General features: G+C 62.7%; 11 protein-coding genes and 1 tRNA gene. 6 read left to right on the forward strand and 6 right to left on the reverse strand.

Annotated features, from left to right (window positions below):
* Nucleotides 1-124 precede the first annotated feature (124 nt).
* From KA354_23775 to KA354_23790, 4 genes are all read left to right on the forward strand, one after another.
* Entirely contained in the window at nt 125-598 is a 474-nt protein-coding gene (locus KA354_23775) for a hypothetical protein (GenBank protein MBP7937672.1), read from the forward strand.
* 129 nt (nt 599-727) lie between these two features.
* Nucleotides 728-2200, forward strand: coding sequence for an IS21 family transposase (istA, locus tag KA354_23780; GenBank protein ID MBP7937673.1), 1473 nt, complete (start codon nt 728-730; stop codon nt 2198-2200).
* Nucleotides 2197-2994, forward strand: coding sequence for an IS21-like element helper ATPase IstB (gene istB / locus KA354_23785; GenBank protein MBP7937674.1), 798 nt, complete (start codon nt 2197-2199; stop codon nt 2992-2994). The genes istA and istB overlap by 4 nt, the downstream gene beginning before the upstream one ends.
* Nucleotides 2995-3622: 628 nt before the next feature.
* Nucleotides 3623-3704: transfer RNA gene (locus KA354_23790), tRNA-Val, on the forward strand.
* Between the two features lie 217 nt (nt 3705-3921).
* Here the strand turns inward: KA354_23790 and KA354_23795 are convergent.
* The 3 genes from KA354_23795 to KA354_23805 form a co-directional block, all read right to left on the reverse strand.
* Nucleotides 3922-4215 (reverse strand): hypothetical protein, encoded by a 294-nt coding sequence (locus KA354_23795; GenBank protein MBP7937675.1) that lies wholly within the window; start codon nt 4213-4215, stop codon nt 3922-3924.
* Nucleotides 4216-4309: 94 nt separating this feature from the next.
* Nucleotides 4310-5452 (reverse strand): fused response regulator/phosphatase, encoded by a 1143-nt coding sequence (locus KA354_23800; GenBank protein ID MBP7937676.1) that lies wholly within the window; start codon nt 5450-5452, stop codon nt 4310-4312.
* Nucleotides 5449-10236 (reverse strand): PAS domain S-box protein, encoded by a 4788-nt coding sequence (locus KA354_23805; protein MBP7937677.1) that lies wholly within the window; start codon nt 10234-10236, stop codon nt 5449-5451. Before KA354_23805 ends, KA354_23800 begins: the two co-directional genes overlap by 4 nt.
* Before the next feature lie 767 nt (nt 10237-11003).
* Here KA354_23805 and KA354_23810 point away from each other — a divergent pair.
* The gene (locus KA354_23810) at nt 11004-11186 is read left to right on the forward strand and encodes a hypothetical protein (protein MBP7937678.1); all 183 of its coding nucleotides are present in this window, start codon (nt 11004-11006) and stop codon (nt 11184-11186) included.
* A gap of 431 nt (nt 11187-11617) precedes the next feature.
* Here KA354_23810 and KA354_23815 read toward each other — a convergent pair whose 3' ends face one another.
* Complete coding sequence (locus tag KA354_23815; protein ID MBP7937679.1) at nt 11618-14206, reverse strand: hypothetical protein; 2589 nt, start codon at nt 14204-14206, stop codon at nt 11618-11620.
* Between the two features lie 306 nt (nt 14207-14512).
* Here KA354_23815 and KA354_23820 point away from each other — a divergent pair, with 306 nt between their 5' ends.
* Nucleotides 14513-14773 carry a hypothetical protein gene (locus KA354_23820; GenBank protein MBP7937680.1) on the forward strand — a complete coding sequence of 87 codons (261 nt, stop codon included), beginning with the start codon at nt 14513-14515 and terminating at the stop codon, nt 14771-14773.
* Nucleotides 14774-14867: 94 nt separating this feature from the next.
* On the opposite strand, the gene KA354_23825 is transcribed toward KA354_23820, so the two are convergent.
* On the reverse strand, nt 14868-15068 hold the full coding sequence (locus KA354_23825; protein MBP7937681.1) for a hypothetical protein: 201 nt from the start codon (nt 15066-15068) through the stop codon (nt 14868-14870).
* Between the two features lie 40 nt (nt 15069-15108).
* A partial coding sequence (locus tag KA354_23830; protein MBP7937682.1) for a hypothetical protein occupies nt 15109-15529 on the reverse strand: 421 nt, incomplete at its 5' end.

Genomic DNA, 15529 nt, shown 5'->3' on the forward strand with positions numbered 1-15529 from the left:
TCAAAGTGAGTGATGCAGAACTGGGCCGACTCCACGTCAGGCCAGAGCCGTTTCACGGCGATTGGAACTACATAGTCTCGCCGCGACGGTAGAATCGTTCAGGTTATTTCTTTGCGGGCCCTAAGTGACCAGAGAAGATGCCCTTGAACGACTAGCAGCGGTCCCATCGCCGATACTTGTTGACGGCGGGGCTTGGCAATTTGGACACGTCTACTATGTTCTTGATTCTGAAGGGTTGACGACCGTGGATTATCATGGATTCGTCCCCATGTACGGTCCATTTAGCGTCTCGCCGGCTCGTTTCGATGAACTCAAGGCATGGGCCGAAGGAAAGACTAAGGACGACATCCTTGCGGCTTGTGATGACGAGATAGAACTGGAGGAGATTCTTGTTCTCCTCAATGATGGGAAAGCGGCGGCGGAATACTGGGCATTTGCACCCTACGACGGAGCCTCTCTCGACGAATGGTCCGTCTCACTCCAATCCGAAGATATCGAGAAGATGTTCGTTGATTTCATTCTTGAGGGCGGAGAGCATGAGTCGTGGTGCGACATGGTTGACGCCGATCTTGAGGAATGGGCTGCACATGTAGCGTAGAGAACTGCCCCAGAGCAGGTTCTCTACCGTAGCCGTCAAGCTTCCGCTGTGACAAAGGAGGGTGCAAAGCTGTGACATTTCTGTGCGAGACGGCTGAGATGACTACGACGCTGTTGGCTTGATCGATCAATCCTGCATCCTGCCAAGGATCTGGACAGGCTGTCCAGAACTTCTTGGCGTGGAGACGCTCATGGGACTCCAAGGCTACGGGCGTTACGGGAGGCGGGGCGCACGCTGGACGAGATCGCCGAGGCGGTCGGAGTGGGGAAGAGCACGGTACAGCGTGTTCTGAAGGAGGCCCCGATCACGAGTGCGGAGTCGGCCCCGACGCCGAAGTCGCGGCGGATCGGGCGGCCGAGCCGGGTAGAGGGGCTGCGAGGCGAGGTGGAACGGATTCTGGAAGCGGAGCCGGCGTTGCCGACGGTGGAGGTGCTCAGCCGGTTGCGTTCGCTGGGTTACACCGGCGGCAAGTCGGCGGTTTACGAGTTGGTCAAGGCGATGCGGCCTCCGGCTCAGCAGGGTCCGGAGGTTCGGTTCGAAGGTATGCCGGGGGAGTTCAGCCAGCACGATTTCGGTTGCGTGAACGTCTCCTACGCGGACGGCTCGGGGGAGAAGATTCACTTCTTCGCCTCGCGATTGAAGTACTCCCGCTGGACCCACGTGGTCACGGTTCCGGACGAGCGGGTCGAGTCGCTGATCCGGGCGTTGCTCCAAGGCTTCGCGTCCTTCGAGGGCGTACCGCTTCGAGTGGTTTTCGACAATCCCAAGACGGTGGTGATCGGCCAGATTAACGGTGCCCCCGAGTGGAACCCCACCTTCGCTCACGTGCCGGTGGACTACGGTTTCGGCATCGAGTTGTGCACGCCGCGACGGGCCAATCAGAAGGGATCGGTCGAGAACCTGGTCGGCTGGGTGAAGGGCAGTTTCTTCAAGGTCCGCCGCTTCCACGACCGCCAGGATCTCGAACAACAACTCGTCGCGTGGCTGGAGGAGGTGAACCTGCGCCGCCCCAACCGGGCCACGAACCAGGTTCCCATGGAACGAATGGATGCCGAACGAGCCCGGCTCTCACCGATGGCCATTCCGGCGGCCGAGTACCCATTGCGGATCGCGGTGACGGTGCGAACCACGGGCTTCGTGGAGTACGAGCGGATCCGGTACTCCATGCCCCCGGCGGCGCTGGGTATTCCGGCGACGTTGTTCCTGTATCCCGACAAGGTACGGATCGTGGCCCGCAACGGCTGTGAGGCGGAGCATCCCCGGCGCCCGGTGGTGGGCAACACGTCGTATTGCAGCGAGCACCGGGTTGCCCGGCTGGCCGCGATCCACGGTGAGCGGGCCAGACTCTACCAGAAACGGCAGGAAATCCTGGAATTGGGCCCGCCGGCGGAGAAGCTGCTGACCGAGTGGGTCCACCATCCCCGGATGAACTGGAAGGATCAGGTTGAGCAGCTTCATGACCTCCTGTTGAGCCATGGTCCCCAGCAGACGCTCCAGGCCATTGAGGACGTGCTGCTCAATGGGCATTACCACGTCAAGGCGATCGCCTGGGTTCTGAATCAGCCGCTCATTCCAGCTCTCACCTGGGAGGGCCGGTCATGACCACGACGTTACCTTCATCATGGACCCCCGAGGCGATCGACCTGGACGGGTTGCTCCGGCGTCTGCACCTGCCGACCATTCGCCGGCTGTATCCCGAGTTGGAGAATCGGGCCGAGGCGGAGGAGATGAGCTACCGCGACTATCTGGCCCTGCTGGTCAGTGAGGAAGTCGCCCACCGGACGGAGACCCGCATTCAGCGGGCCACCCGGAAGGCGAAGTTCCCGTTCCTGAAAACGATCGAGGAGTTCGACTTCAAGCTTCAGACGGCCGTACGGCTGTCGCTGCTGGGCAGCTATCTCGGCCCGGAACTGGTCAGCGAAGGCCGCTGCCTGATTCTCGGGGGCAGCGTGGGAACCGGGAAAACGCATCTGTCCATTAGCGTCGCCTACCGTGCCATCCAGAACGGCTACGACGCCTGCTTCATCACCGCCGCGGAGCTGATCGACGAACTCTCCGCCGCGGCCGGCAAGGGCCGACTGCGCGAGGCGCTGACGCCGTACCTGCAGACCCATGTTCTGGTCATCGACGAGGTGGGCTATCTGACCTATTGTCCGGACGCGGCCAACGTGCTGTTCCAGGTGGTCAACCATCGTTACCTGCACAAGCGGCCGATGCTGTTCACCACCAACAAGCCGTTGAACCAATGGGGGCGGGTGCTGCACGATACCGACCTGGCGGAAGCGATCACCGATCGGGTCCTGGAGCGCGGGCGGTTCATCCAGCTTCGCGGTCCGTCGTACCGTACGCGGCATCTGAAGGGTGCTGAAAAGGAAGGAGAACCGGTGAATGCATGAGGCCGGACGTCTTGTGCGATTCCGTTGACGGAGGATAGGATCGATGGTGACCTGGGCGGAGGACAGAGCAACGGTGGGAACCGACTTGAGCGCCGACCCAGGGGCCAAGACCGAAGGGCGGGCGGACGGCCGCCGGGCACGCTCCGCCCGTTCTTCCCCTCGCCTTCGGGATTGGCACCAACGCGATAAATCCCTCGCGGCAACCGCCGCGAGTCCGCGGGCGACAAGGTGGTCAGAATTTCCGGAAAAACGTGGTCGTAATTACCGGAACGCGCACTTGTCAAGGGACGAAGCTAAATTCCGATGGCCGCCTCGATCATGTTGATAGAGGAATCTGCTCGCGAGAAAGTTTGTTTTACAGTCACCAGTTCATGAGAGGGGTTTCGCGGCTACGACCGTGAGTAGATCGTGCCTCCCCGGCCGAGTAATGCCAGCAATCTGTCAAGACCGTCGTGCAGCGTGGACAGCGTGACTGTGATCACCAGGAGAGCCGGGAAAACGGTCTTCGTTTGGTGGCGGCAGGTGAAGCGGTGGCGCGCTGTCCACGTTTGTCTACGATTTGTCCGCACCTTGTCTACTCTTTAATGGCGACACCAGATATAGGTATAAAGCCTAAAGCCTTAATCGGCGGGTAGTTAAGTGATAAGCCACCAATGTCAGTAACACTGCTGGGGGTCAAGAGGTCGCAAGTTCAAATCTTGTCGCCCCGATTACACAACTGACGCTGAATACAGTAGTTACGTACCGTCATCCTCTCGTCACCGACTCCAAAACACGTGGCACTACACTTTTGGAGGTGGTGCCATGCCACGAAGTCGCCCTGCATCGAGCCCTTTGTCCTTTGACAAACCGACCGGCCAGTACTACGTGACCCGGAGCGGCAAGCGGATTCACCTGGGGTTCAGATCCCGAAGAAGCCCTGGAGCGTTACCATCGGAAGGCCCTGGGATGGATCGGGCTGCCCGGATCGATAATCAGCCGTCCACCTGGGTTTACCATCATCAGGCCGAGGCGAACCAGGGGCGGCTCGAGAACGTCCGTGATGGTCGACAACTCCGCTCCCAGGGCAAGTGCCAGGGACCGGGCGGACAGGGGCTGGCGAGAGCACGTGGTGGGATCGGTTAGTGGAGTAGATGTGAAGATGGGGCTGATGACCTGGTCAACGCCACTATCGCGGTGTGCATCCAGTCCTTCCACGTGAGGCCTGGCCGCGATGGCCAAGCAATGAGAACCAGTCCTCCAGTTCGCGGCCGTTCACCGGCTGCATGCTCCGGACAACTCCGGGCTGACTTGCGACACGACACTCATGTCTTAGTCAGCGCGTCCTCCGCACCGTTACCACAGTGATGTCGTCGGACTGGGGATGGTCCCCGGCATGCCGACGAACGGCCTCGAGAACGATCGATGCCGTTTCACCGGCAGTTTGGCCGGACGCATGGCCCAGACACCTGAGAAGTTGCGCCTCCTCGAACATCGTCCCCGCTGCATCAAAGGCTTCGGTCACGCCGTCGGTATAGAGCACCAGTGTGTCTCCCGGCTGAAGCTCCATCGTTTCGCCTCCAATCGCCGTTCCCGCCATGATGCCGGACACCATCGCGGTAGAACCCAGCGTTACGCACGGTGCAGCACCCGGTCGAACAAGCACAGGGGACGGATGGCCCGCGTTGGCGCACGCAACGATCCCCGTTGCAGGATCGACGATCATGCACAGTAGAGTCACGAACATGCCCCGGGGATTCTGCATGGCCAGAGCATCGTTCACCTGAAGCAGGATCTCCTCGGGCTGGTGGTGCTGCCGCGCCATCGTCCGGAGCAACGTCGTCGTAACCGCCATGAACAAGGCCGCCGGAATACCTTTGCCGGACACGTCGCCGACGGCGACGAGCACGCGGCCGTCGTCGAGGCGCAAGACCTCGTAGAGATCGCCGCCGACCTCGCGGGCCGGTTCCAGGATGGCACAGACTTCGAGGTTCGTATCCGCCACGCAAGCCGCGATGTTTGAGGGCAGAATGCCGAGCTGGATATCGCGGGCAATTGCCAGTTCCGCAGCGATCTTCTCCTTCACGGCGTCGGAGTAGGCTTTTGCCTTGAGGAGCGAGCGCACGCGGGCTTTCACCTCCAGGATCTCGAAGGGCTTCGTCAGGTAGTCGTTGCCGCCGACCTCGAACCCGAGGGTCTTGTTCCTCACCTCTTCGAGGGAACTGAGAAACATCACGGGAATATCTTGGGTGGCGGACGTCGCGCGAAGCCGGCGGCACACTTCGTAGCCGTCGAGCCCTGGCATAACGATGTCCAGCAGGACGAGGTCGGGTGGATTCTTCTCGACGCTGCGCAGCGCGGCTTCGCCGTCGAGCGCCACGCTGAGCTTGTGATCATTGCGAAGGGCCTGCACAAGCACATCGACGTTGGCCTTCACGTCATCTACAATCAGGACGCGGCATTGGGAAAGGTCCTTCAACTGCCCGTCTCCAGTTGTTGAAGGAGGCGGGCAACGATCGCCGCCGCCTCATCATACTCATAGCCATCCACGTGTTCGCGCACCCGTGCCAAATCCGCAGCCACCGCCGCCGGTGCGCCGATGCCAGCCAGATCGGTGAGCGCATCGCCCGATGCCGACAGGTCGAAGCCGCTGAGCGCCGCTGCGAGGCGTTCCAGCACCGTCCGCAGTTCCGCCGGATCAGACGGCGGTATGGCTGCCGCGGGGGTACTCACGGGCGCGTCCCGCAACGAATCGATCGCGCGAAAGACCGTCGCGGCGCGTTCGTCCACCGAACGCAGCAGGTCCTGGAGGTCGCAGCGCCCTTCGCGCCCGGCCTGCTCAAGCGCCTTGGCGGCCGCTTGCAGGGCTTCTGCTCCCAGGTTGCCGGCCGCTCCGGCGATGGCGTGCGCATGTCTGGCGGCGGCGGTCCCATCACCGGCCGTCACGCCGGCGCGTAGATCATCCAGGGTCTTGCTCTGCCCATCCGCGAAGCGGATGAGCATGTTGCGCAGACTGCCGAAGCCGAGGCCGAGCCGGCTGAGCGTATCCGTCACGTTGATGCCTTCGAGGGCTGGGGGGGGCTCTTCGGACGTCGCGGGAGCCGGAAGGGGTGACGCGGCTTTCGAGTCGGCTTCCGCTACGTTGCGGGGCAACCACCGCCGCAACGTCGCAAGCATCGCTGTCCGATCGATGGGCTTGGTGATGTGGTCGTTCATGCCCACGGCCAGGCACGCGTCAAGGTCATGCTTCATGGCATTCGCGGTCATCGCGATGATGGGGAGGTCGCAGAACGCAGGATCTGCCCGCAGGACGCGGGTGACCTCGAGGCCGTCCATCTCGGGCATTTGCATGTCCATCAAAACGGCCGCGTAGCGACCCGGGTGGCGACGCGCCATTTCGACCGCCTCCCGTCCGTTGCCGGCGATGTCCAGCTCGATACCCAGCCGGGAGAGCAATTCGAGGGCCACCATCTGGTTGGCCTCGTTGTCTTCGGCCAGGAGCGCTCGCACGCCCACGAATTCCCGTTCCAGCGGCACGTCGAGTGAGCGGCGGATGGCGTGGACCTCGGCACCCTGGGCCTCGACAAGTGAGTTGAACAGCGAAGAGGACGTGATCGGCTTGGGGAGGAAGACGTTGACGCCGATATCCGCACAGCGGGATTCCTCTTCCTCTCCAGCGTACGCGCTGATGACCACGATCGGCAGCGATTTCGTCTCCGCCCGCGCTCGGATGCGGGCTGCGGCCTCAATGCCGTCCATCCCCGGCAGCATCCAGTCCAGGATCACCAAGCCGAAGGGATCGTGGCCGTCCTCCTTGTTGCGCTGCTCCATAAGCTTCAGGGCCTGTTCCGCCGTTCCGACGGCCACGACGGGAATCGACCAGCCGGTCAGTAGGGTGGTCAGTAGCTCGCGGCTGGTTTCACTGTCATCCACCACCAGAACCGGCCGCTCCCGCACGCTGGGCGGGAGCGTGTGAACCGGCGTCTCCTGCGCTGCTTCGAGCCCGACGCGGGCGGTGAAGGAGAATGTGGTGCCGAGCCCGGGCGTGCTTTCAAGGGTGATGTCACCCCCCATCATTCGCGCGAGGCGCCGACTGATGGCGAGTCCAAGGCCCGTACCGCCGTACTTTCGCGTGGTCGAGGTGTCGGCCTGGCTGAAGGCCTGGAAGAGTCTGCCCTGCTGCTCCTCGGTCATTCCGATGCCGGTGTCACGCACGCTCAACAGCAGGTCGAGCTTGCCCGGCGGCGTGGGCTGGCCGGCCGGGGAGGCGCCGGCGGTCGCAACTTTGACGACGACCTCGCCCTTCTCCGTGAACTTGAAGGCATTGCCGACGAGGTTGGTCACGACCTGTCGGAACCGCAGCGCGTCGCCGGTGAGATGATCGGGGATGCCGGCCGGAACATGCACGATGAGTTCCACGTGTTTCTCGATCACTTTCGCGCGGAACGCTTCGGTGATCTGCTCCAGTTCGCCACGCAGGCCGAAGGGTGATTCTTCCAGTTCGAGCCGGTCGGCTTCGATCTTCGAGAAATCGAGGATGTCGTTGATCAGCGCCAGCAGGCTCCTGGCCGACCCATGCACGACACTGAGGTATTGCCGCTGCTTGGGGGTGAGTTCCGTCTCCAGCGTCAGGCCGGTCATGTTGATGATGGCGTTCATGGGCGTGCGGATTTCGTGGCTCATGTTCGCAAGGAACATGGACTTCATTTCCGTGGCCTCTTCGGCCTTCCGCTTGGCGACGCGCAGCTCCTCCTCAAGGTCCTTGCGCTCGGTGATGTCCACGAGCAGGCCGATCAGGCCGCCGGGACGGCCGTCGGCGAGGCGGAAGCCGTCCACAGAATACAGGGTCACGTGCCTCTGGCCTTCCGCGTATGCGATCGGCAGTTCGTAGCTCAGGCGGCTTGCGTCGCGGATGACGGCGGTGTCTTCGGCGTGAAACTTCCGTCGCTCCTCTTCCGCAATGTACTCCAGGTCGAGTACCGTCCTGCCTCGCAGGCGGTCGCTGACGACCCCGAAGGCCTTCTCGTAGGCGGTATTGCAGCCCAGGAAACGGGCCCCGGCGTCCTTGATGAACATGGGATACGGGATGCTGTTCAGCAGCGCCTGTTGGAACATCAGGCGGTCCTGCAAGCCGTTCTCCGCGAGTTGACGTTCGGTGAAGTCGTGCAGAATCTCGATGGCCCCAGCATAAGCGCCGTTCTCGTCATTCAGGACGCGTGCACGGCCTTGCAGGTAAGCCCCCCTGCCGCCCAGCGGCAGATAGGCCTCGCCGATCAGGACCGGACCATCGCGCTTGATACTGGCATATTTTTCCTCCAGGTCCTTCTGGGACAACTGGACCAGATCAATGAGAATCGGTCTTCGTTTTCCGTAAAAAGGAAGAGCATATTCATAGTCGCCCTTGCCGAGTATGTCCGCCGCCCGGACACCCGTCAGGGCCTCGGTGGCTTTGTTCCAGGCCACCACCCGGCCGTGGCGATCGATAATGATGAGGGCATCCGGCATCAGATCAATGATCGAAGCCAATCGCCGCTCAGATTCCCGGAGGGCGTCCTCCGCGCGCTTGCGGTCGGTGATATCGGTGAACATGGCAAACGCGCCGATCTTGACGCCGTGTTCGTCAAAGAGCGGCGTACCGCTCAGGTGGCAGGGCACGAGACTGCCGTCAGGTCTGAGCAGCGAGATTTCGTATGAACTAGATTCTCCTTTCGCCCGCCGCGCCATGTGCTCCCTGAAGATCCGGCAGTTCTCCTCGTCAGTGAAATCAAAGATGCTATGGCCGATGATCTGGTCCCGTGTTCGCCCCAGGATCTGGCACAAGGCATCGTTGACTTCAGTCGTGACGGCCATGTTGTCGATCGTCCAGAATCCCTCACTGCACGTCTCGAGGATCCGACGAGTCTTGCGCTCGCCGGCTGCCAAGGCCTGCACGTGCCATTTCCGTTCGGTGATGTCGGTGAACATCGCAAACGCGCCGATCTTGACGCCCCGGTCGTCGAGAAGAGGCGTGGCGCTCACCTGGCACGGGATCTGGGTCCCGTCGGGCCGGGTGAGAGCAAGCTCGTAGGTGTCGGCTTCGCCCCGCGCGCGGCGCGAGACGTTCTCCCTGAAGATGCGGTTGTTCTCTTCGTCAGTGAACTCGAAGATGCGGCGCCCGAGAATCTGCTCGCGCGGGCGTCCGAGGATCTCGCACATGGCGGGATTGACTTCCACGGTGGCCGTATCGTTGTCGATCAGCCAGAACCCCTGCTTCGACGTTTCCAGGATGCGGTGGGTCTTGCGCTCGCTGGCGGCCAGGGCTTCCTCCGCCTTTTTCCGGTCCGTCAGATCGCGTACGATCGCTACGGCCGCGGGTCTGCCACCCAGCGAGGCGAGGCTGAGAGAGACCTCCGTCGGAAACACTTCGCCTGTACGCTTTCGGTGGAGCCACTCGAAACGCACAGATCCCTTCTCCCGCAGCTCCGCAACGAGCTGCTCTTGCTTCTGGCGGGAGGACAGGCCGTCGGCCTGGAGTTCGGGCGAGAACTCGTATGGCCAGTGGCCGATGAGTTCCTCCGCGGTGTACCCAAGGAGGCGGCAGGCGGAGGGATTCACGAATGCGATGCGGCCCTCCGCATTCACGCCGAATATCCCCTCCGCGGCAGCATCGAGAATCCGGCGGGGCTGCTCCTCTTGCGCCGCGAGCCGCTCGCCCCCGACCGTCGCGGCGAGTTCGGCAAAACTGGTCAGGAACCCGAGGATCGCCGGCAGGCGGTCCTCGCGGATGACCGGCACGCCCCGGAGCGCCCGCAGGTACTCTTTCGTGTCGAACCCGTGTGCTTCCGCCTGCTGGCGGAACGCCGCCTCGTCCGGCGCCTGCAGCAGGAACTGCCCGACGAAGACATTGGCCATGTGCCGCCCGTGGATGAGGATGGGCGAGGCGGCGTTGGTCAACCCTTGCGGGCATGTATAGAGCGAGAAGCTCTTGCCTTCCTTGAGGTGTGTGGCCAGCACCGTGTCACTCTCGATGCAACAGGCCAGTGTTTCCGGATGGATCCGGTGAAATTGCGTGCAGATCCGCTGCCATCGGGCGCCGACGAACACGTTCCCCTTCATGTCAACGATTGAGGCCGCGATGCCGACTGCGTCGCAGAAATGCTGGAGCAGTCTCTCCATCTTCGCGCGGTCCAACAGACCGTCCAGTTCGCTGCGGTGTTCGCCCGCGGGTGGCAGGTGGTTACCCGGGTTGTGGTCGGCCGAGGAGGCTGATTGGTCGTGACGCATGGCCGTTTCCCTTCAGGCGGGGTTCGGACCGGCGGACCGTAGCACCCGCGTGGCTTCGCGCCCATTCATCTCCGGCATCTTCAGATCAGGATGGCAACATAGCGTCCCACGCTGCAACGCGCCATCTCGACAACTCCCTGGCCGCTGCCGGCTGGAGACCGGCGAGCACCAACCATTGGCTTGCAGGCCGCTGGCCAGCGATGTCCTCCGAGAAGCGCTTCGGTGCTCTCGATCCCATGCGGGACAGCATGTCATCATATGTGAGCGCAAGGCCTTCGAAGACGCGACTCTGGCTGCCAAGTCGCAGCATGGGCGGCGACGCACATCGCTGGTGGACGTCCATCTCCCCGTTGTCTACGGCAGATTTGAGAATGCGTTCGGAGTCCATCGGGGCACTCCCGCCGCTCCGTCAAATCAACGACAGCATACCCGAACGGCCCCTCAAAACAAGCTTGGCGGCCCAAACACAGCGATGATGAATAGGCCGTCCGGGGGCGAGTGCGGCTGGCCGAGGCGGGTGGCGTGGGTTTGGCGTGCGCAGGGTCAAGGTCTCCCGAGGGGCGTCGGGGCCGACTCCAGACTTGTGATCAGCGGCTCCTTCAGACCCCGCTGCACCGGACTCTTCCCGACCCCTACGCTGGCCGCGATCTCCTCCAGCGTGTGTCCCGCGTGCCGAAGTGTCCATATCCTTGCCCGGTCCAACATATTGATCATCTTCCCTATTCCTCGCGGCGGAGAACCGTCTCGTCACGAACGGAAAGACGGCCTTGGTGATGAAGGCCTCGACCAGCAAGGCGTACAAGGACCGAAACGGCCAATGGAACTCGACCAGCAGTCTCAACCGGGACGAGATCCCTCTGGTGATGTACTGCCTTCAAAAGGCCTACGCGGCGATGATCGAACACAACTCGAAGGACTCGAGTGTGGCTGGCGAAGAAGCGATCGCGTAGAAGGAGGACATCCAAGCACAAATGGCGCTCCAGTCTCGGAGAGCCGTTTTCGTTCTCCCGAGGTAAGAATGGACGACTTTGAGAAGTTCTGGCACCAGGCTGCAAGAACCGGCCTGTCGCTCCTTCGAGAGCAGTACCGGGACGAGATCGAGAACGCCGTCCGAAGCGCCAGGCAGGACGGAACCGACGATTGGCACCAAGGCCAATCGTGGCGAGCGCTGCTGAATGGACGGGAGCGTCCTTGGCACCGATCCGGGGCGGATGGTACCTGCGGGCGCGGAGGTAATCAACCATGAGTATTCAAGACGAACTGAGGAAGCAGGGGTACGAGTATGGGCTGACGGGCTTGGCCGACATCATTATCACAGTCGGCATCCAGTCCTTCCCCGTGAGGCCTGGCCGCGATGGCTAACGAGGTTGCGGTGGCCAATTCAATTCGCGCAGTTGGGGTCGGCCGGCGCGTTCGAGCCGCTCCAGCAACGTTGGAGGAGGCCGAAGTCGACTTGGTCGACGTCGTTGTCAGCGTCGAAATCCCACACGGAGCAGCCGGCGGTTCGAGGGATCTTCGGACCGGAGACACAGGCTGCGAATGCCGCCAGGTCCGCGTTGTCCACGTCGCCGTCGTGATCCGCGTCACAGGGAATGGGAATGAACTCGTAGGCGCCCATATCGACGATCGGAGCCGTGCCGCAGATACCCGGGGTCCAGCGACAGTCGGCGGTGGCCAAGTCGTTGAACAAGCGCGTCGCGCCCATCAGATCGGTCAGGACGCCGACCGGCACGCCCGCATTGCTGCCCGCGTCGATGCACGGTGAACCGGGCAGCAGGTGGAGATTGTCGTCAGCTGTGCCGATCACGTTGTCGGGTCCATCGGCGTCGGCGAAGAGCGGATTGGCCAGGATGTTGCCGAGCCCGTTCGCACCGCCCTTGATGTCGCTGAACTGGACATCCGGGATCTGAGAGGCGCCGTACCCTTTAATTTCACCGCCGGGGTTGTCCCAGACGATGCAGTTGACGAGCGTGGGATAGTCAGCGGAGGTAGAAGAAACGGTGTTGATGACGCCGCCGCCGAGGGTGGCCGAGTTCTTCCAGAGCGTGCAGTTGGCGAGTTTCGTGTCGCTCATCTGGGTGACCAGTGCCCCGCCGTAGGCTTCCGCGGGCGGCGGTTCGTGGCTCTCGGCCCTGTTGCCGGTGAAGAGGCAGTTGGTGATTGCTGAGTGACTCATGATTTCAAAGATGGCGCCCCCTGAGCTCTCGGCCGTATTGCCGTGGAACGCGCAGCCGCGCACGTTGGCGCGAACCGCGACATTATACATCGCCCCGCCATAGCTACTGACGGTGTTGCTGATGAACATGCAAGCGACGAACTCGGGCGTGCCGGCCGTGTAGTTCAGGACGGCGCCGGCGCTGCCGTTCAAGGCATGATTGTCCTCGAATGTGCAGTGTGAGACAGCGGGGCTGGACGCGATGTTGCACATCGCCCCGCCGGCGGTCCAGACCCGGTTACGGACGAAGCGGCAGTTCCGAATGGTCGGGTTGGAGTTGTTCAGGAACATGCCCCCGCCGCTGGAACCGGCCGCTGGGTTCGAGCTATGGTCGTCGGCCTTGCCGGCAGTGATGGTGAAGCCGTCCAGGACGGCGCTCATGTCCACGGAGTCGCCCGTGACGACGGAGTAGCTGTTGTCGCCGGTGTTGGCGAAGTTCGGCCCGTCGTCGCCGAGCAGGTCGCCGCTGAGGATCGTGGGATAAGCGGCGACATTGCGTCCGGCCGGATTGAAGTCGGGAGGCTCGTTCCCCGCGAACCCGCCGTAGACCGCCACGCCGCTCTTGAGAGTAAACGCGTCAGTTCGGGCCGTCCCTGGCTTGTACGTGCCCGCGGCCACCCAGACTTGGTCACCGGACACGGCGCGGTTCAGGGCTGATCGCAGGCTGGTGTACGCGTCGGCCCACGAGTTGCCGTTGTTGGCGCCGGTCGCACCAGCCTTCACGAAGATGGTGCTTCCTCCCGCCCCCACGGTCAGCGCCCGCAGGCAGGCGTTCGCGTTTGAGACCACGGAGGTCATGTCCGTCCACGAGTTGCCGTCGGTACTCAAGTAGCTTTGCCCGGCACTCGCGGTCGCGGCGCTGCAGTAGCCGGCGACGGGTTTCTCGACGCAGATCGGATAATTGACGCCCAGGGTGGTCAGTCTGAGAACGACGGAGAATCGCTGGGCATTGGTCACCGAGGCGGGCAAGTTCAGTGTCAGCGTATGGTAGCCCATGTTCGGAATGGTACCGCTCATGCTGCTGGTCAGCGTCCCGCTGCGGGGAGCATCGTCGGAGCAGTTCGTGTACACGTAGAGGTCATACGTGGAGTTCAGCGTGGGGGTGTACAGTCCCACAGCCTTGACCTGTTCGCTCGCCGTAGCAGTGAAGATACTGGCGGCCCAGGCCGTGTCGCCGCCGTAGCCGATACCGGTGACCCAGCCGTACGGATCGTATTGGTACATCCGCGTGTAGGTTCCGGCGGGCACGGCGTTCAGGAAGACCGCGTTCTCGGTGCCGATCTTGCTGTCGTAGTAGGAGACGTAGAAGTACCCGCCCTGGCCCCAGGCGGTACCCCAACTGTTTCGAATGATGAACGCGCCGTCACCCGGCGCGGGGCTGACGAAGCGGCCAGTGGCGAAGGTCCAGCAGTCACCGCACGAACCCTGGTCGCGCACCGGCGGCAGCTTGTTGGCGACGGTCCGCAGGTCGTAAGAGGCCGGCAGCCCGGCGGGGAGTATGCCCTCGGTGACGAACCGCTGACCGCGGGCGTGCGAGAGGTCCAGCGGCGACGGCCGGTACCCCAGGCCGAAGCCCGCGTCCGTCACCGGTGCGGCCAGCGGCAGGTTCTGCTGGTCGATGAAGTCGGGATTGGTCGGGGCCAGCGTCGGCTCGCCCCCGCCCGTTGTCGGCGGGGACTGGGCCAAGGCCAGATCGGCCGAGAACAGGGTGGCGATGATGCTCAAACACGTCACGTGGGACCGCTTGTCAGCCATTTCCTGTCCTCCTCTCATTGGCGCCATTGGGCAGGGGGTCGCCGTGGCGGCAGCATAACCGACATTTCCGACTTGATTTCGCCCGGTTGTACCGCCGTGCAGTTTTCTGCTATTATACCAAGTCGCCCCCCCGTGGCGTCTGCCCCGTCTTCGATGTTCTCCCAGCCCCGAGGGTTGAAATGGCCCCTCCCCTGTGTGCTTGGCCAACTCTTTGACCTCGTTGCTCGGGATCGGCGCACGGCATCTCCGTGGACCATCGCAGCGGGAGCCGTTCTGGGGAGCTTGGTGGGTCATGGTGAAAGTGCCATGACAAGCATGGAGTTCCTCGCCTTGGAAGGACACCGAGAGCTGATCCTGCGGCCGATTCCCCGGGACCCACTGCAGGATCTCCGGGAGATCGGGCGGAACCTGGAAGGCTACTCCATCGAAGAGCTGAAGCGGATGATAGACGAGCAAGCTGACAAGGAGGTGAGCGAGACGCTGGAGAGGCTGGGCTTGAAGCGGATTCCGCTGGAGCAGGAACCGGGACATTGCGATGAGGATGGCGTTGGCGAGGCGAGGAAATAGCACTCGTTGCGGGCGCCAAGATCGATAGCCGTTTGCCCGTAGGCACGTGCGTCACCTCAGTACCGGAGCGGTGACGTCAGCAACCCACCGTCATCTATTGAATCGCCTTCTGAATCTTCGCCATCGGGCGGCCTGCTTCTGCCTTTGCCGCGGCAATCAGCCCGACCAATTGGTCGAGTGGCAGGTCGTGCAGGCCCGCTGTTTGGGCAGTTCCAGCTCGTCGGCCTTTCCGGGCAGCGGGCTTGCGGCCCTTCTTGGCCTTCAACCGCTTGGCCTGGCCGTGGGTGGTCTTCATGTGCCGGCCGAGGTGCATGGGCGTCGACGAGGACGCTTGACTAACGCCCATCGACTGATAGGCAATCGACCAGTAGGTATCCTCGGTCCGTCTTCTTGAAAAGAAGCTCCCCCTTTGCGGCCGGTAATCGCCATGTTTCCATCTCCGCTGCCTCCGCAGCGATCTTCTCGATGGACAGGGATGGAGGCGGCGTTGGCAGAGAGACGTATCGACCATCGGCAGACTTCACGCCGCGCAGGCGCCACCAGTTGTTCCGGAGCCACTCCTCCGGAGACTGGCCAATTAGACCGCCGGCAATGAACGGATCAGTTTCGGGGCGAACCTCCTTAGGGTGCTTAGGGCCCGCAAAAGAATAACCTGAACAATTGTTGATAGGTTCGATCGCGTTGTTCCGATATTGGGTGGATGCAGGATGCAACAGTGATCGAACGGATTCGACGAATGTATCGCACGTTGTCGCC

This window comes from Phycisphaerae bacterium, assembly GCA_018003015.1.
Lineage (GTDB): Bacteria > Planctomycetota > Phycisphaerae > UBA1845 > PWPN01 > JAGNEZ01.